Source organism: Prevotella sp. oral taxon 475 (genome assembly GCF_018127805.1).
Taxonomy (GTDB): domain Bacteria; phylum Bacteroidota; class Bacteroidia; order Bacteroidales; family Bacteroidaceae; genus Prevotella.
Window position 1 is genome coordinate 2,446,237 of sequence record NZ_CP072334.1, and the last position, 18,967, is coordinate 2,465,203.

10 protein-coding genes are annotated in these 18,967 nt (G+C 51.2%); all 10 read right to left on the reverse strand.

Going from position 1 to position 18,967, the window contains the following annotated elements:
- Positions 1 to 45: 45 nt before the first annotated feature.
- The 10 genes from J5A66_RS09770 to J5A66_RS09815 all read right to left on the reverse strand — a co-directional run bounded on the left by J5A66_RS09770 (position 46) and on the right by J5A66_RS09815 (position 18,966).
- Positions 46 to 2,103 carry a family 20 glycosylhydrolase gene (locus J5A66_RS09770; RefSeq protein ID WP_211790403.1) on the reverse strand — a complete coding sequence of 686 codons (2,058 nt, stop codon included), beginning with the start codon at positions 2,101 to 2,103 and terminating at the stop codon, positions 46 to 48.
- Between the two features lie 311 nt (positions 2,104 to 2,414).
- Positions 2,415 to 4,043, reverse strand: coding sequence for a beta-N-acetylhexosaminidase (locus J5A66_RS09775; protein ID WP_211790404.1), 1,629 nt, complete (start codon positions 4,041 to 4,043; stop codon positions 2,415 to 2,417).
- Positions 4,044 to 4,156: 113 nt separating this feature from the next.
- Positions 4,157 to 5,128, reverse strand: coding sequence for a glycoside hydrolase family 130 protein (locus tag J5A66_RS09780; RefSeq protein WP_211790405.1), 972 nt, complete (start codon positions 5,126 to 5,128; stop codon positions 4,157 to 4,159).
- 95 nt (positions 5,129 to 5,223) lie between these two features.
- Positions 5,224 to 6,558: an MFS transporter gene (locus tag J5A66_RS09785; RefSeq protein WP_211790406.1), complete on the reverse strand. Its 1,335-nt coding sequence runs from the start codon at positions 6,556 to 6,558 to the stop codon at positions 5,224 to 5,226.
- A 90-nt stretch (positions 6,559 to 6,648) separates the two neighbouring features.
- Entirely contained in the window at positions 6,649 to 8,511 is a 1,863-nt protein-coding gene (locus J5A66_RS09790; RefSeq protein WP_211790407.1) for an alpha-L-fucosidase, read from the reverse strand.
- A 615-nt stretch (positions 8,512 to 9,126) separates the two neighbouring features.
- Positions 9,127 to 11,529, reverse strand: coding sequence for a glycoside hydrolase family 2 TIM barrel-domain containing protein (locus J5A66_RS09795; RefSeq protein WP_211790408.1), 2,403 nt, complete (start codon positions 11,527 to 11,529; stop codon positions 9,127 to 9,129).
- A gap of 51 nt (positions 11,530 to 11,580) precedes the next feature.
- Complete coding sequence (lgt, locus tag J5A66_RS09800) at positions 11,581 to 12,414, reverse strand: prolipoprotein diacylglyceryl transferase (protein WP_211790409.1); 834 nt, start codon at positions 12,412 to 12,414, stop codon at positions 11,581 to 11,583.
- A gap of 102 nt (positions 12,415 to 12,516) precedes the next feature.
- Entirely contained in the window at positions 12,517 to 13,617 is a 1,101-nt protein-coding gene (gene ychF, locus J5A66_RS09805; protein ID WP_211790410.1) for a redox-regulated ATPase YchF, read from the reverse strand.
- A gap of 795 nt (positions 13,618 to 14,412) precedes the next feature.
- The gene (locus tag J5A66_RS09810; RefSeq protein ID WP_211790411.1) at positions 14,413 to 15,777 is read right to left on the reverse strand and encodes a TolC family protein; all 1,365 of its coding nucleotides are present in this window, start codon (positions 15,775 to 15,777) and stop codon (positions 14,413 to 14,415) included.
- Positions 15,778 to 15,837: 60 nt separating this feature from the next.
- Entirely contained in the window at positions 15,838 to 18,966 is a 3,129-nt protein-coding gene (locus J5A66_RS09815) for an efflux RND transporter permease subunit (protein WP_211790412.1), read from the reverse strand.
- Between the last annotated feature and the right edge of the window lies 1 nt (position 18,967).

An 18,967-nucleotide genomic window follows, 5' to 3' on the forward strand; every position in this document is an offset into this window, starting at 1 on the left:
CTGAGTTGACCCGTCAACAAAAATCCTTTCTCAGCTGGTCAACTTTCAATTCACCCTGATTTCATCCGTAAAAATCCAACCGCCGTCTTTGGGCTGCCAAGCTTTGAGGCGCACATAGCGTGCTTGTGCAGAACCCTTCCAGGTGTAAGGCTCGATGAAAAACTCGCGATGAGCGTTGCGTGGCGTAGAAAGACGGTCGATCAGGGTGAAGTTTTTGCCATCGAGAGAGACCGACAACTCGACATCTGCGGGGAAAACGATGTCTACGCCCAGCGATTGCATAAAGTCGACGGAAAGCTCGTGCAAGTCGACTGTTCGCCCCATGTCTACGGTAACGTCCATTCCCGTCTCGCCGACAAAGCCCTGCCAGCGTCGGTCTTTAAAGTTCCAGTCGGCCCGTTGACCGTCGGTGAGCGTACTGTCTCCCGCCCCTGCATACTTTTTAGCATAGGCACGAGTGTATGTCACCGCCTTTCCCACGCCCGCATGAGCACACGGATGCAGAGCCTCCTTTCGACTTCCGATTTCTTTTCGCAGGTCGAAGTGATGATATCCCGCCGCTTTCAGACGGTCGAGAGCCGTCAAAGTGCGTTCTCGAAAGTTGGCATACGACGTGCGATGGCGGCTCCAGCCCACCTCGGCAATAGCCAACAGACGCGGATAAAGCATGTACTCGGCATGCTCGGGCGTAGGAATCTCCTCCGTCCAAAGGTTCCCCTGCACACCGTCCATCAATCTTTCCACATTCGTTCCGCGAGCATCTGCCGGCAACGGCTCATAAGCATACACCTTTTCGAGGGGCAGATAGCCGCCGAAAGCCTTGGGTTGCGAGAAAGGAACATCTTGATAATAATCGAGATAGCAGTAGGTTGTAGGAGTCATCACCACATGATGACCGTCGCGAGCCGCAGAAAGTCCGGCCTCTTCTCCTCGCCACGACATCACCGCAGCATTCGGAGCGAGCCGTCCTTCCATAATTTCATCCCAGCCCAGAAGTTTCTTTCCGTGCGCATTGAGGAAGCGTTCGATTCTCATCACAAAGTCGGCTTGCAGCTCGTTGGTATTCTTCAAGCCCATCTTCTGCATGCGTTCCTGGCATTTGGGGCACGTTTTCCAAGCCTCTTGCCAGGCCTCATCGCCACCGATGTGGATGTATTCGGAGGGGAAAAGCTGCATCACCTCGGTGAGAACACCCTCGAGAAAGGCGAAGACACTGTCGTTTCCGGCACAAAAGTCGGGCCCGCTGTAAGGCTTTCCCGTGCAACACAACTCAGGATAAGCAACGAAAACCTCGTTGCTATGTCCCGGCATCTCGATTTCGGGGATAACGGTGATGTGGCGTTCGGCCGCATATCGCACGATGTCGCGCACCTCTTGCTGCGTGTAATATCCGCCATAAGCCCCCGAATCGGTAGCGTGACAGTAGCGGCGGTCGCGGTTTCGCCACCATTTCGTCCAGTCGCTCTGCGTGCGAAAGGCTGTTTCCTCGATGAGTTTGGGATATTTTTTGATTTCCAAACGCCAGCCGCCACCATCGGTCAGATGCCAATGAAAGCGGTTGAGTTTGAAATAAGCCATGGCATCCAGCTGTTTTTTGATGAAGCTGACGGGGAAAAAGTGGCGCGAGCAGTCGAGCATCATCCCGCGATACCTGAACCGCGGCTCGTCTTTCACCGAGGCACAAGCCACCCGCCCCTCTGCCGTCAGCTGCCGGATGGTTTGCAAAGCGTAGAAGAGACCTTGAGGCGTGCGGGCGATGACGGTGATTTTGTTCGGCGTAATGTTGAGCGTGTAGCTCTGCTCTTGGGTTACGGAGAGATCTTTTATCCGTATCACCAGCAGGTGAATGGAGTTTTTGACAGTCGATTTTCCGGCTTTGAGCGGACCGAATCGGTGCAGTTGCATGGTCTCGGTCACATAGTTGCGCAGCTGTTGGGCCTCTTTGCCCGTGAGATTGGTGTAGATGCGCGTGTCTTTGCTGAGTACGAAAAAGCCGGAAGAGCGACTGATGCTGTCGGGTTGAGGAATGATGGTCTGTGCGTGCAGAGCCAACGGAAGGACCAGCACGACAGATAGGAGGAGAAGTGTTAGCGTTTTCTTCATAAAAAAGAGATTTTTACAAACAGGGCAACGGTTGTTTTCTCGGTTTGTCGCCCTCCTTCGGCACCCTCTCTTCGAGGCTTTTTACCGTCTTTCTAACTCTCTTATTTTCAATGTCTTATGAAAGGCTTTGTAAAAGCTAAGCTTTTGAACCTCAAACACTAAGAAAACACACTTCAAAAGCTAAGAGATGGACCTGCGAAAGCTAAGCTTTTGCAGACGCATGCCTTGACATGCGTCTGCAAAGAGAGTAGAAAAGAGGATGAACGGGGGGCTCGAAGACCGAGATCAAGAAGGCCTGCGAGGAGACGTTTTTACCACACGGCGTTGGTGGGACGCCATTTGTCTTTCCACAAATGGCGGGCATATTCGTAGCCATAGAGGTCGTAAAGATCGCTCATACGGCGAGAACGAGCCACAAATTCTTTAAAGTTTTTGCGCTCTGCCGGTGTCCATTGCACCTCGGCCAGGGCAGCCATGCGGGGCAGAACCATGTATTCTGCTTGCGTGGTGAAGGGGATATACTCTGTCCAAAGGTTGGCCTGAACGCCCAGAATGTGATTCTTGGCCTCGGGAGAAAACGTCGGCGGCGTGGGTTCGAACTCATATACCTTGACAACGGGCAGAAAACCGCCGATGGCATCGGGTTCGTTTTTAGTGTTTTTGCTTTGATAATAGTCGAAGTAAGCATGCGAGACGGGTGTCATGATCACGTCGTGCCCCTGCAAAGCGGCCTTTTGACCCGGCTCGACACCACGCCAACTCATAATCGTAGCACTCGGATGGATGTCTCCTTCCAGGATTTCGTCCCAACCGATGATGCTCTTTCCTTTGCGGTTGACGTATTTCTCGATACGATTCGTGAAGTATTGTTGCAGCTTTTTGACGTCGATGTTCTGCTCTTTGGCCAGTTGCTGACACTTAGGACATACCTCCCAACGTGCCGTTGGCGTCTCGTCGCCGCCGATATGGAAGTATTTAGCGGGGAAAATATCGCAGATTTCGTCGATGACTTTCTGCACAAAGGTGTAGATTTTCTCATTGCCCAGACAGAGCACGTCCTTGTATACGCCCCATTTATGGCCCACTTCATAAGGTCCTCCGGTGCATCCCAGTTCGGGATAGGCGGCCAAAGCTGCGAGCATATGCCCGGGCATGTCTATCTCTGGGATAACGGTGATATTGCGCTGACGGGCATATTCGACAATCTCGCGGGCTTCTTCCTGCGTGTAATAACCGCCATAGGCGATGCTGTCGTCGATCATAGAGTTGTGTCCGACGACGGTTCCGCTTCTCTTCGATGCCACTTCGGCCAGTCGGGGCAGACTTTTTATCTCGATTCTCCAACCCTGATCTTCGGTGAGATGCCAATGGAAGACATTCATATTGTGCAGGGCCATGATGTCGATATACTTCTTGATGAAACCGATGGGGAAGAAATGGCGCGCACAGTCGAGCATCATGCCTCTATAACCAAAGCGCGGGGCATCTGTTATCTGAACGGCCGGCAATGAAATCTGGCTTTCCGTGGTTTGTATGGGCAGCGATTTGCGCAGCGTCTGTATGCCGTAGAATACGCCCGCCGAGGTATTGCCGGCAATCGTGATCTGTTTGCCGCTCACTGTCAGGCGATAGGCTTCCCGACCTTGTATCTTCGGGTCGATCAAAAGCACGATGGAGGCTTGCCTTTTGTCTTTTTTAGCGGTCTGATGAAGGCGTATACCGATTATCTGGGCTACGTAGTCGGCCAGAAACGCTGCGTTTTGCTTCATCTCCGGGCTTGTTCCTTCGTAGACAATCGGCGTTGCTGACGAGAGAATAAAGGGTTGTCCCTTCATCGTTTCTATCTTTTGAGGCATCGGAATCACGTTGTAATCCACGTTTCCGGCAGTAGCACTTAGCATGAAAGCGCATAAGGCAAGGGTCAATAGTTGTTTTTTCATATGATTGTTAATGATGGGTGAGTTTTCTTAGTCTTTAAATAGAAGGATTGCCAAGCGTGTTTTGAAAGCGGGTGAGCTTTGAGCGGAACTCAAAAACTCACCGGCTTGGAAACTTAAATGCTGTTGTTCTTCACAAAGTCTACAATTTCTTTGATGTAGCCAAAGGCCATTCCTACGACGGTATCTGCCGCTCCGTAGTATACGGCCACTCGTTCTCCGTCTTGCAAAGCGGCACAAGGGAACACTACATTGGGCACATCTCCTTGCAGTTCGTAGGGTGCTGCGGGAGCAAGAAGATAGGGACGGGTGCGATAAAGCACCTTTTCGGGGTGGTCTTTATCGAGAATGGCCGCTCCCATCGAATAGCGAAAACCGTTGCAAGTGGTGATCACACCGTGATAGAAGATGAGCCAACCCTCGTCAACAAGGAACGGAACAGAACCTGCTCCGATCTTTGTGCACTGCCAAGCACTCTCCGGAAAGGGTGTCACTTTCATCACACAACGGTGCTCTCCCCAGTATTTCATGTCGGGACTGTAACTCAAATAGATGTCGCCGAAGGGTGTATGCCCGTTGTCGCTGGGCCTACTGAGCATTGCATATTTGCCGTTGATCTTCTCAGGAAAGAGCACACCGTTGCGATTAAAGGGCAGGAAGGCGTTCTCGCACTGGTAGAACTTTTTGAAATCGAAGGTGTAGGCAATGCCGATCGTGGGTCCGTGATAGCCATTACACCAGGTAATCCAGTATCGATCCTCAATCCACGTTACCCGTGGGTCGTATTTATACTCGGATTCGATCATCTCTGTGTTGCCGGCCTCAAAAGAAATGGGTTCGTGTTGGATGTCCCAGTGAAGACCATCTTTGCTGAATCCGGCAAAGATATTCATCTGAACCGACTTGTTATCGCATCGGAATACGCCGGCAAAACCGTCTTCAAAGGGCACAACGGCACTGTTGAAGATGCTGTTTGAGGTAGGGATGTGGTAGCGTCCGATGACCGGATTCTTAGAATAACGCCACATCACGTCTGTCGTTCCCGCAGGTCTTTCTTCCCAGGGCATGATGTCTTTTAGCTGTTTCATTGTTATTTTGGGTTTTTATGTTTTTGAATTGAATAGTCGATGAGCGATTCGTTTTTCTTCCTTTTATCTGAGAAAAGAAACAGGTTGAGGTTCTTTCACGAGACAGTTTCTCCTGATTCGCTTTCCGTTTTCACAGGGGCGGAATAAGTAAACGGCACGAAATAGGTGATAAGGAAGGCCGGAATGGTGGCCACCAGCGTAAAGACAAAGAAGTATTTGTAACCCAATGCATCGCTGATAAAGCCGCTGATGCTGCCCGGAAGCATCACTCCGAGATTCATAATGCCCGATGCGAAGGCGTAATGGGCCATCTGATGCTTGCCGGGAGCCACTTGTTGCATCATGAAAAGGGTAAGACCTACGAAGCCAAAGCCATAACCGAAGTATTCCAACGTGATGGCTCCACCGATGAGAAGACCGTTTTCCGGCTGATAGAAAGAGAGTAAGGTATAGGCCACAAAGGGCAAATTGAACACGCAACAGAGCGAGAAAAGCGTCTTTTTCAGTCCGAAATGCGAGATGTAATAGCCCGCAAGAATCGATCCTAAGACAAAGGCTGCTGCCCCGAACGTACCATAATAAATTCCGATTTCTTCTTCGCTAAGTCCCAAACCGCCGATGTTACGACCGGCTTTGAGGAAAAGCGGAACGATTTTCATCACAAACCCTTCTGCAAAACGATAGAGAATGATGAAACATATATAATAGATAATGTGTCGTTTGTGGAAGAAGTCGCCCAAAACCTCTAACAAACGCTGCCATGTTTCGCGAGCACTCTCGGCTTTTTTTACGGCTACTCCGCCTGAGGGAAGCATTCTACTGTGATACAAACTGAGTAAAACCAAAATGCCGCCAAGGGCCATCATCACGATCATCCAGGCTTGAACGGTGGCCCGTTGCATAACTTCCGCCGACGCACCGGGCACTCCTCCATTCTGTTTGAGCAGCCAACCGGCCAACCAAACCAGTCCTCCCGAGGCCACAATCTTGGCAATATTGTAGAAAGCCCCTTGCCAACCGATGAACCGAGCTTGGTCTTCCTTGCTCAGTTCCGACATATATACGCCATCGGCAGCAATGTCATGGGTAGCACCGCTAAAGGCAATGATGGCCATGAGCACAATGCAAAGGGTGAAGAAGTGGGGCAAATGCAGAGCCAAACCTACCAAACCGAAGCCCACACCCGTGATTAACTGTGAGAGAACGACAAAGAACTTCTTCGTTTTGTACATCTCTAAGAACGGGCTCCACAAGAATTTCAGTGTCCATGGCATCATAATCCACGACGTCCAAAAGGTGATTTGTCCGTCGCTGATGCCCATTCCCTTGAACATCAGTACCGAAACCATGTTCAGCACCACAAAGGGAAGCCCCATGGCAAAGTAGACTGAGGGCACCCAAGTGATGGGATTGCTTTTGATTGAGGTCATTTTCTGTTGATGAATTTTGATATGTTTGAGTTTCTTTTGTTAGGAGATCCATATACGGTAGAACGCTTAATGGCTGCGAATCCTTCCCTTTCACCTCACGACAATCTGCTTCCACCGTAGTTGTTTGCCCTTGGATAGCCGAGTGGCAACCAATTTTAGGTAGCGCGTTTGTAAGCCCGGAAGCGTAAGAGTTTGAGGGATGGGATTGTTCTCGATATTCGAAAATTCGCCACCCAGCCAGCGTTTCCACTCCAACATATCGTCAGAAGCATACAGTTCGTAGTGAGTGGCCAGTCCGTCTTGATCGTTTTCGAGGGGGATATACACCAGTTGGCGACAAGCTACAGGCTCTTGCAGATCTATGAGCACAGCGTTGCTGCTGTCGTTGGCTATCGCTATGTTCAGAGAAGGCATCTGTTCATGAGCCGTCGAAGCTTTTTGCAGTGCCGATGCCGGGATTTTTACGGCGTCCTTAGGCAGCGGTGGAGCACAATACACACCGATATTCGAGATGAGCGGACAAGCCTTGGCATCATTGATGGTGAATCGTAGACGTGTGGTCTTGATGGTTGGGAAGCACACAATGCGTTTATAGCCAATCGTAGTGAGGCCCGTTGTACCCTCGGGAGCCCGTTCATCGCGCAGCGAAACCCACTTTCCGCCGACCCACGCTTCGAGTGTGAAACGCTTGACGCGCTGTCCCAGGGCGATATATTCCTGCGCAAGGAAACGGTTGATGCGTGTCGGTCGTTGGAAAGTCAGCGTCAGCGAAGCCCTTTTCACGCCATCATCGGTGGCCCAGTAGGTGTTTGTGCTACCGTCTATGGCCTTATCGGCGGCATAGGTCTTGCTTGCGCCGCGCACTTGCGATGCCGTTATCGTAGCGTTGCGGGCCAGATTGTGCGCCAGTTCGGCCCGAATCGTCTGCGCCATTGCCACGGCATGCGCCGAGTCGATAGGATGAATCAGTCCGTTTCGCGTGATGGGAAAGTTCAACAGCAGAGAGGCGTTGCGGCCCACCGACTCATAATACGTATCCACCAGTTTTTTTAAGCTTTTCACTTGGCTGTCTTCACGATCGTGATAGAACCATCCCGGGCGGATGGACGTGTCGCATTCTCCGGGCGACCAGTGTTGTCCGCCCTCCTGTCCGTTCATCAATGTGTCTCTGGGCGTATCGAAAACATAGTCGATGGTGCACCAGTTGGTGAGTCCGGCAAATCCCTTCTCGGTTCCGATCCACCGCAATTCGGCTCTGTCTCCCCAAATAACCAGATTGGGTTGGAGCCGATGGATGAGGTCGAATGTGGTCTTCCAGTCGTAGTAAGTGGCACCGTCGATTTGACGATTTTCCCTTGCTCCGCCATAATAACCTGTTCCGCCGTTAGCTCCATCGAACCAAACTTCAAACATTTCGCCATAATTGGTGAGCAGTTCTTCCAGTTGATTGCGAAAATAAGTGAGGTAAGCCGGACGGCCATAGTCGGCAAAATTTCGATCCCAGGGCGAGAGATACACGGCAAACTTCAGTCCGTATTCCCGGCAGGCATCGGCCAATTCGCGCACCACATCTCCCCGTCCGTCTTTCCACGGAGCGTTTTTTACCGAATATTCGGTGTATTTCGACGGCCACAGACAGAAGCCGCTGTGATGTTTGGCCGTGAGAATGATGCCCTTCATCCCGGCGTTTTTACAGGTGCGGGCCCATTGTCGTGCATCCAAATGCGAGGGATTGAAAAGCTGCGGATCTTCATCACCGAATCCCCACTCCTGATCAGTGTAGGTATTGAGGGAATAATGCAGAAAGGCATAGGTCTCCAGCTCGTGCCATTTCAGTTGATTCGCATTGGGAATCGGGCCGCAGGGAGCGGGAACCGTCACAGGTTTCTTAGTGCCTGCACAAAGACCGAGCGTCAGTGTCGTGAGAAACACTGCAAATAGGGTTCTTTTCATTCGTCAATAAGGGGGTTAGTCTTAATTCAAGTTGAAAGGTACTGCTTTTTCTTTGTTCGCCCCACATCCTTTCACATTGTTTAAAGATAAAGACGTTCTGCAGTCGTTGCCGCCTCGAAACGGCTGGTGCAAAATTATAATATTTCCCCCACAAACGTTACATATAGAACGTTTTTGTTGCGCCAAACGAACAAAGCCCAGTTCGTTTGAGCATTGCCATGGCGAGAGAACATGACCGCACGTTTTTCAAAAGCTAAGAAAACGAAGGGCAAAAGCTAAGAAAATGAGGTGCGAAAGCTAAGAGAATGGAACGCAAAAGCTAAGAGATGAGAATTCGTTTTGTAAACGACTGATGATCAGATGACTGGGCGTCGATATTCAGGAGCTTAAAAAGGCGATACCAACGGGATGTGTTTGCCTGTGCACAAACGCCGTTGGCATCGCCTTTTGGGGGTGTTGCCGGTCTTTCCTTCCGACTTGAACAACAGGTTGTGTCTCACGCTTTCCTGTCGAAAGGCTGAAAGTTCTCTCTCTCCTTCTGGATAGAAGGATGTGCTCTTCTCAAGAAAAAGGTATGTTGCTTGCGTGAAAGAGCAAAATAGGCTCTCCCGTTTTTTATCGAGAAGCAGAGCCGGCTGTGAGCGTTTTCGTGCCGGTAATGCCTCGTTGGGGGGCCGAGACGACGAGCTGAGCCGTTCCTTTCCGACCGTTACTCTGAACGGTAACCACTAATTGCCCATGGAAGAGACGCATGTGGGGCTGATGAAAGAGCTCTAAAGAGGTGGCATCGCCATTGCAAACGGCCTTGAAATGGGCGGCACCTGTGCAGCGAAACGTGAGTTCATCGTCGGCATCGGGACAGAGATTTCCGTCCTTATCTACCATCGAAACGGTGAGGTAGACCAGGTCTTCGCCATCGGCTTCAAGTCGTTGTCTGTCGGCCTCGATGACGAGATGATGGGGCTGACCGGCGGTTCGCACCACTTTTTCGGCTGCTTTGTTGCCTTTGGCATCGTAGGCCACCACCTTCAGTTCGCCGGGTTCATAGACGACGTTGTTCCAGCGCAGGCGATAACGGTCTAAGGGGCTTGTCTTCTCTTTGGAAAGTCGGCCCTGACTCTTGCCGTTGACAAAGAGTTCGGCCTCGGGATAGCTGGTGTAGCAATAAACAGGGGTCGTCTTTCCCTCGCGACCGGGCCACGTCCAATGGGGCAGAAGATGGAGGGTGGGCTGCTGTGTGTTCCACACCGAGCGGTAGAGATAGAACCTATCTTTGGGCAATCCGGCCAAGTCCACCGCCCCGAAGTAACTGCTTCGCGAGGGCCAATAAGAGTAATAGGGCGTGGGTTCGCCCAAATAGTCGATGCCCGTCCAGATAAATTGCCCGATGGCCCATGAGTGATCGTCTTGCGCAGCGAAGTCTATATCGGGCAGATTGCTCCATCCACAGCATTCCACATCATAGGAAGAGCATTGCCCATCGGGGTAGGTGGCCATCTTTTTCTCTTCCACCGGAAACTTATATACGCCCCGGCTGCTCACCGTCGACGTCGTTTCCGACCCGAGAAGGAAGCCCTGCGGCTGTTGGGAAATAAGCTCTTCGTAGAGATTCACACGGTAGTTGAATCCCGGAACGTCAAGGGCAGCATAGAATCCACACTCGGTATTGGCCTTGGGATTGTCTCCTCCGCAGGTCACAGTACGACTGGGGTCGAGCTGATGACAGAACTCGGTCATGGCTTTTGCTCGTGCTGCGCCTTCTTTGTTCCACTGTTCGGGAATCTCGTTGCCGATGCTCCACATCACGATAGAGGGGTGATTGCGATGTCCGCGGATCAGGTTTTCGAGGTCTTTGCGCCACCATTCGTCGTAGAAACGGTTGTAGCCGTTCTTCACTTTGGGCTCTTTCCAGGCGTCGAAGCTCTCGGCCATGACCATCATTCCCATCGAGTCGCACACGTCCATCTGCATTTGCGAGGGCATGTTGTGAGAGGTGCGGATGGCATCGGCCCCCATTTCCTTCATCAAACGTATCTGACGAATGAGCGCAGCCTTGTTGACGGCGGCTCCAAGCGGACCTAAATCGTGATGCAAACACACGCCCTTGAACTTGCGCGACTGCCCATTGAGTTGGAATCCATGCGTCTTCGAGATCGAAAGGGTGCGGATACCTACTCGCTGAGAAGTGCGATCGATGAGTCGTTTGCCCTGATACAAACTCAGACGGAGGGTGTAAAGGTGGGGCGTTTCGGGACTCCAGAGCTGCGCCCGACTCACGTTCAGTGCCGCAGAGACACGTCCTTGTGCGTCGGCAGGCAAGCTTTTCTGTGCTGCTATGCGCCCGTTGGGATCGATAAGGGCGATGTGAAAGCGCAGATGAGAGGCTGATGGGCGAGCCTTTGCCTGTGCGTCTACAGACAGTTGCGCCGTATTTTGGCGGACCGAAAGGGTGCGAAAGAAAGTGCTCCAGGGGTCGATGCGTGTCTCTCCGGTAAGGATGAGCTTCACGGGTCGGTAGAGACCGGCTCCGGGATACCATCTACTGCTCTCCTCTCGGTTGTTCAACGTCACGCGAAGTTGATTCTCTCCCGCCTTCACAAAGGGCGTAATGTCCAGTCGGAAGGCGTTGTAGCCATACATCCAACGGCCTGCTTCACGTCCATTGACATAGACAACAGGTTCGCTCATAGCTCCATCGAAGTAGAGTTCGGCATGTTGAGCACTTGCAGGTAGCCGGAAAGTGGTACGATATTCGCCCTCTCCAATCCAGGGTAATGCCCCCGAACGGCCTGTATGGTCTATGGCTTCGGTTTGTCCGTCTTGCTCGATGGCCAGGTGTTGGATGTCCCATTTGCGGTCGAATGGTCCTTGAATAGCCCAGTCGTGAGGCACTTTCACCTGCTCCCAGGTCTTTCCATCGCGCGTGAAACTCCATCTTGACAGAGTTGTTTCCTGTCTTGTCTGCGCCGTTGTGGCGGCAGACAGGGCGAGAAGCCCTGCTAAAATCAGTGGTCGCATGTATGTGTTGAATGTTAAGTTGACGAGTAAACGAGTTGACAAGTCGATGAGTCAACGAGCGGATTTCTTTCTTTTCATGCAGTAAATGCCTGCTACGATGAAAGGCAGAGAGAGGATTTGCCCCATGTTGAGCCACATTCCGCTTTCGAAATCCACCTGAATATCTTTGGTATATTCGATCAAAAAGCGGAAACTAAAGATGAGTGTGAGGCACAATCCGAAAAAGAATCCGGTGCCCACTCTTTGCGGTTGTTTGCGATACAGCCACCAACCCACCACAAAGAACACGGCATAGGCCAAGGCTTCGTAGAGCTGTCCGGGATGGCGAGGCAGCTGATCGACGCGTTCGAAGATAAAAGCCCAGGGCACATCCGTGGGTTTTCCGATGATTTCAGAGTTCATCAGATTTCCCAATCGGATGAAACAAGCCGTTATCGGGGTGGCAATAGCGATGTCGTCGAGCACCTGCCAGAGATTCATCCGCGTCTTTCGATAGTAGCAATAGAGGGCGATCATCAGTCCGAGTGTGCCTCCGTGCGAGGCCAATCCTTCATATCCCACAAATTTCCAACTGCCATCCGAGAGATATTTGATGGGCAGAAACATTTCCACAACGTGCTGCCAGCTGGACAAAAAGTGCTCCGGCTGATAAAAAAGACAATGCCCCAGGCGGGCTCCTACAAGGATTCCGACGAAGCAATAGACGAAAAGCGGATCGAAATATTCGTCTTTCACCTTTTGCTCCTTATAGAGTCGTTGCACAATGAAGTAGGCCAGGAGCAGTCCTATCAACCAACACAGGGAGTACCAACGAATGGACAATCCCCATAAACCGAATGCCTGCGTGTCAGGATTCCAAACAATATAATTCAATAGCTGTGCCATCTGTCTTGGGATAAATAATAGATGTGTTTCAAAAGAAAGAAGAAAGACGAGGATGGAAAGGCTGATGCTCTTGAGAACCCTCCTTCATTCTTCATCCGACTTTCAGACATTGAACCGGAAGTGCATAATGTCTCCATCCTGCACCACATAGTCTTTGCCCTCGATACCCAATTTTCCGGCCTCGCGCACGGCTGCTTCCGAACCGTAGGCCATGTAATCTTCATATTTAATCACTTCAGCTCGGATGAATCCTTTCTCAAAGTCGGTGTGGATAACGCCTGCACATTGCGGAGCCTTCCAGCCTCGATGGTAAGTCCAGGCTTTGACTTCCATCTCGCCGGCGGTGATAAACGTCTCGAGGTTGAGCAGAGAATAGGCCTTTTTGATGAGTCGATTCACGCCGCTTTCCTCCAATCCCAGTTCCTCTAAGAAGAGTTTCTTATCTTCATAGGTCTCAAGCGAGGCGATATCTTCTTCCGTTTTACCGGCAATGACGAGCACTTCTGCTCCCTCTTCTCTGGCCGTTTGCTCCACGAGCCGACTGTAATCGTTGCCGTTTTTGGCCCCGGCCTCATCCACATTGCAGACATACATCACCGGTTTGGCCGTCAACAAGAACAGATCTCGAGCCGCTTGCTGCTCTTCTTTGCTCTCGAAAGTCACCGTGCGAGCATTCTTTCCTTGCTCCAGCACAGCCTTATACGCCTCCAGCACGGCCACGTTTGTCTTGGCCTCTTTGTTTCCCGACGCAGCCATTTTTTGCTCTTTGGAGAGTTTGCCCTCAATGGTTTCGAGGTCTTTGAGTTGCAATTCGGTGTCGATAATCTCTTTATCGCGTATGGGATCGATGGTTCCGTCGACGTGTGTGATGTTTTCGTCGTCGAAACAGCGCAACACATGGATGATGGCATCGGTCTCGCGGATGTTGCCCAGAAACTTATTACCCAGTCCTTCACCTTTGGATGCCCCTTTCACCAGGCCTGCAATATCCACAATTTCGCAGGTAGCGGGCACGATACGCCCAGGGTGCACGATCTCAGCCAGGCGAGTAAGCCGTTCGTCGGGCACGGTAATGACGCCCACATTGGGCTCGATGGTACAGAAAGGGAAGTTGGCTGCCTGCGCTTTTGCACTCGACAGACAGTTGAATAGTGTAGACTTCCCCACATTGGGAAGCCCTACAATGCCACATTTTAATGCCATTTCTTTATCTTATCGTTGTATATACCTTATTATATATAGACAGAAGACCGCCTATTTGATGCAAAATAGCGCCAACCGAAGGCTATGGAGCTTGCTCAATATGGCTGAGGTGCCGCCTATTTTATGCAAAAATAGTGCAAATAATCGAGAAAGACAAGAATCTGCGACATTACCATGTGCAACAAGTAGAAAGAAAGACGGCAAGCCCATCTGTCTGCCTGATCTGACCAACAAACCCACCCCTACAGAATGATTGGCTTTCTCGACAACCTCACGACTCCTCTCCTCACTCCTTGCTACTCCTTTTCTTACTCCTTATTACTCCCCTCCTTACTACCCATTACTTCTCTTCTTACTACTGACTCCTTTTCTCCTTACTCCTTACTACTCCTCTCCTTACTACTCAAAAGCTAAGCTTTCGCCCTGCATTTTCTTAGCTTTTGCACGTCGTTTTCTTAGCTTTCGCACATCAAAAGATAAGAGATGGGAAACCGTTTGGTAACCGACTGAAAACCAGGAACAAATAGAGGGGGCAAAAAACAGGAAGAAGCGAAAGGAGAAAACAAGAGAGAGGGAGTACAAAGGTAGTAAGGAGAAAAGGAGTCAGTAGTAAGAAGAGAAGTAATGGGTAGTAAGGAGGGGAGTAATAAGGAGTAAGGGGAGGTGTAATAAGTAGTAAAGGAGAAAGGCGAAACCCAGGAAAAGACAAGCCCCGAGAGGGTCTTTCGATGAGAGAAAGACCGCCTCGGGGCTTACTGTTAGGGACTTGCCGCGACGGAAAAAGAGCAAGAGGCGTTATCGCTGGCTGCCTCTGCCGGTAGCGATCAGGTAGGCTGTGCGGCTGTTGAGATAGGCAATGACGGCCTCGGTGTACTGGTTCCGTGCTTGCTGGTCGCGCGTTTGAGCATCGAGCAGATGGGTCATCGTGCCCGTTCCTGCCTCGTAATAATCGCGGTTCAGCCGTAGATTCTCGGCTGCTTGCTCTATACTCTTGCGGGCAAGGAGTATCTGTTTGTAGGCCGTTTCAAAATTATCGTAGGCACTTTGCATCTGAATGAGCAGCAATTGTCGGCTGTTTTCCTTCTCGTCTATGGCTATTTGCTCGGCTATTCGCTGGCGTTTCAAGGCTCGGTTGCCCCACCAGTTGCTGATAGGCAGACTGAGTGTGGCCAGCCCTACAGCGTTGAACCGGCCCTTGTTGGTAAGATCTTGATACATACCGGCTACGCCAACGGCCAGCGTGGGCAGCATTTCGGCCCGCTTCATCTTGGTGAGCAGATGGTTGGCCTCAATGTTTTTGTCGAGCAGATGGGCTTCGGTGCGCTGTTCCAGGGCCGACGAATGCACCACGGCCAGCTCGCTGGGCGGAGGCAATTGGGTGGTGAGGGTGCGGTCGATATCGATGTTCTCTCCAGCCTTCCCGATGTATTGAGCCAATACCATCTTGGTGAGGCTGATGCCGTTTTGCAATTTGAGTCGGTTGATGGCCATATCGTTCTGCTTGAGTTGCACGCTCAACACGTCGTTTTTGTTCACCACACCCGCTTCATAAGCATGGGTGGCATCTTTCAAGATGGCTGCCAACTGCTGGTCGGCAGCATCCAATGTCTTCTCTTGCTCGTAGAGAGCGAGTAGCTGATTGTAGTACATCTCCGTCGTTCGGCTCACGTCATCGGCACTCTGTTGCAACATTAGCTCCTTCACTTCGGTTTGTACGCGCGCCAGTCGGTTGGCGTTGACGATGCGTCCGCCCGTGTAAATCGGCTGCATAGCCATGAGAGAGACGAGCGTTCCGTGCTTCACGGCCTGCAAAGTGTAGCTCGTGGGCAGCGAAGCAAGCACTGCCGGATTGCCACCCAACGCGGTGATGATGCCCGCGAGCTTATGTTGCGCATCGGTGGAGAGCGATACTTCTTCTTGAAGAAGGTGATCGGGGGCAATGAAATAGGTGCCGTTGGCGGTGACTGTTGGGAAATACTTCATCCAAGCTTCTTTCTTCAGTTCCTGGGCCGACTGTATTTCGAGTCTGCCACGACGCAGTTGAATGTTGTTTTCTTGGGCCAACGCCCGACATTGGGCCAGCGTGTAAACGGTCTGCGCCTGCATGGCAAGCGGCAGGAACAGTGCCAACAGCAATGTTTTTATTTTTCTTTCTATCATGTGTGTTGTCTTTTTGTTGAGAGGTTTCAGAGATTCGGCCCTTCGATCAGGCTCTTTCCTTCAGCGTTCGGCCTTGGCTATCTTGAGTGTTCTCTTACGGTCTTCCCACCGGAAAATCATCCAATAGCCAATGGGAATCATCGTGATGATGAAGAAAAGCGAAATGAGGGTGCCAAAACAAACCACTACTCCCATCGGTCCCCATAAGGGTGTGTTGGCGATAACCATTGGGATGACGCCCATAGAGGCGGCTGCACTGGTGAGGAAAATGGGTCGCATGCGTCGCTGAGCGGCTTGCAATGCGGCTCGTTTGGCCGAGAGACGATGGTCGACACGCAGCTCTTCGGCGTAATCGATCATGATAATGCCGTTGCGGACGATGATACCCATGAGCGAAATGATGCCCAAAATGCCTGTAACTCCTACTTCTTGTCCCATGATAAGCACGCCGCTGGCCGCGCCAAGAAGCGAGAAGAGCAACGAAATCATGATGAGAACAGACATCCGAATGTCTTTAAAGTGGAACAGAAGGATGGCAAAAATAACGACGATCGAGATGGCCAAACCGTTGTAGATCTGAGGTCCGGTTTCGAGATCTTTCTCCCGTTGTCCGCCCACAGAGAGGGTAATGCCCTCGGGAAGCTTGATTTTCGACACCTCGGCAATCACCTTATCGGTCACGTTATTGAGGTTCAAGCCGCGTTGGGTGTCGGCATATACCGAGAGAGAACGTATGCCATTGCGGTGGTGAATGGAAGTGTTGGTCCAGTCGGGAGATACCTTTGCCACTTGTCGCAGCGGCACATTGATACCCGGAAGCATGCCGCTCACGGTGGCATTGTTGAGGTCGGCCACGGTCTGATGTCCCGAATGACTGTCTTTGAGCATCACTTTCACCGGATAATCGCCCTCCCAAACAGTGGTGAGAGGAATGCCTTCGCCAAATCGTGTGGCCAAATTCAGCGAGAGAAGACTCTTACTTAGGCCCAGTCTACTGGCTTCATAATCGTTCATTTCCACAGTCAATCCGCTCGTAGTTCCATCGAATGTGCTGCGAACCAACAACAGTTCGGGCATCGAACGCATTACCTTTGTGGCACTGTCTACGGCCTGATGAATCTTGTTCAGATCGTTTCCACTGAATCTGATCTCAATCGGCGAGAGCGCATCGCTATAGTCGAGCTGCTTAATTCGCACCTGCGCATCGCTGAAATAATCGGTATACAGGTGGGTAAACTCGTCTACCAAGGCCATCGTTGCAGCGTCGTTCTCGGTGTTGACGATGAATTGTGCATAGTTGGAACCACCCAATTGCGGAGCGTAAGACGTTTGAAAACGCGGTGAAGAGGTGCCATAGAAGGTGCTGATATTCAGTATCCGCTTGTCGTGGGCCATCATATTGCGCAGACTGTCGGCCACTTCTGCCGTGCGTTCAATGGCTGTTCCCTGTGGAAGATATAGTTCAACAGCAAACTGGTTACGCTCTGCACGCGGCATTAACTTCTGTGGCATCTTGGCAAAAAGCACCGCACCCACCACAATCGACAAGACTCCAACGCTCAACGTATAGAAAGGATGAGCAAAACAGCGTTCTATCAGACGGTCGTAATAGGTCTGAACCATGTCGAGAAACGTACGGCGAGATTTCTTTCCGTCTTGTTGTGAATCCTGTTCTGCAGATTCTTTCTTGAGCCCCTTTCGTATAAAGGTGAACTGCATCCAAGGAACCACCAGCACTGCCACCAGCAACGAGGCTCCCAACACCACGCTAATGCCCAGCGGAAACCACTTGACAAAGTCTTTCATCATACCTTTCATCGTGAGCAAAAGCGGGAAAAAGGTAATCGAAATGGCTAAGGTGGCACTGAAAATAGAGGAGAAAAACTCTTTGGCCGAATAGGTTGCGGCATGCCAACGACTCATTCCCGCGTCTATTTTCTCGATATACGAGTCGATGATTACGATCGAATTGTCCACAATCATCCCCAATGCCACAATGAGAGAAGCCAGCGTAACGGTGTTGAGTTCTATGCCCATGGCGTAGAAAAGCCCAAGAGTGATGAAGATGGTAATGGGAATTGTGCTTGCCGCAACACTGGCAACGCGCATGGGAAGCAGCAACATGATGACCACAACCACAGAGACGATAGCGATGAGAAGCTCTTTTAGGAAGTCTACCACCGAGGAATTGACCACCTCACTCTGGTCGGTAATGGTATAGATCGACACATCTTTGGGCAGTGTTTGCTGGAAATCGGCGAGAATCTCTTTCACTTTGTCGCCGAACTGCACAATGTTGCTCCCCTCGTTCATCTCGATCGAGAGTACGATACACTTTCTCCCGTTGTTCTTGACATACTTTCCGGCATCGGGATATTCGCGTTTGATGGTAGCGATGTCGCGCAGACGGATGATATTACCTTTCGGATCGGAGTAGACAATGCGGTTAGCCACATCATTCTCCGTATTCATTTGCGAGCGCAAGTGAATGGGACGAGTGATGGTTCCATCGTCAACGGCTCCACTGATGAGCGTCATTCCCTGTGCAGAAAGGCTTGCCAGGAGTGTAGCCGAGTTGATACCATAATGCGAAAGCCTGTCGCGGTCGATATAAACGCCTATCTGTTCGCCCTGTTCGCCACTGACTCTGAGATTCGCCAGTTCGGGAATCGTGCGCAGTTGATCTTTCAATTGCGTCATATAGTCGTGCAGTTCGCGATAGGTTTTATCCTCGCTTTCCAGCGTAATCAGCATTGCCGAGGTATCGCCGAAGTCGTCATTGGCCATCAAAGCCAGAACTCCCTGCGGCAGCGAAGCCTTCAACTGCTGCAACTTGATTTTGAATTTGCTCCAGAAGTCGTCCTTGTTGGTCACGTCGTCATTCAGCTCCACAAAGACATAAACGATGCCATCTTTGGTTTGCGAGCGAGTTTTCTCCTTGCAAACCTCCTTAAAACCCCAGAGGAACGTTTCCAAAGGCTTGGTCACTTGTTCCTCGATCTCGGTCGATGTAGCCCCCGGATACACCGCCACCACGACGCCTTGACGCACCGTAAATGAAGGAAACTCATTCTTCGGCATCTGAATAAGGGCCACAACGCCAAAGGCGACGAGCACCGACATGAGCAGAAGCATGATGCTATTGTAGTGCATCACACTCTCGATGATATTTCTTTTGCGCGTTGCCATG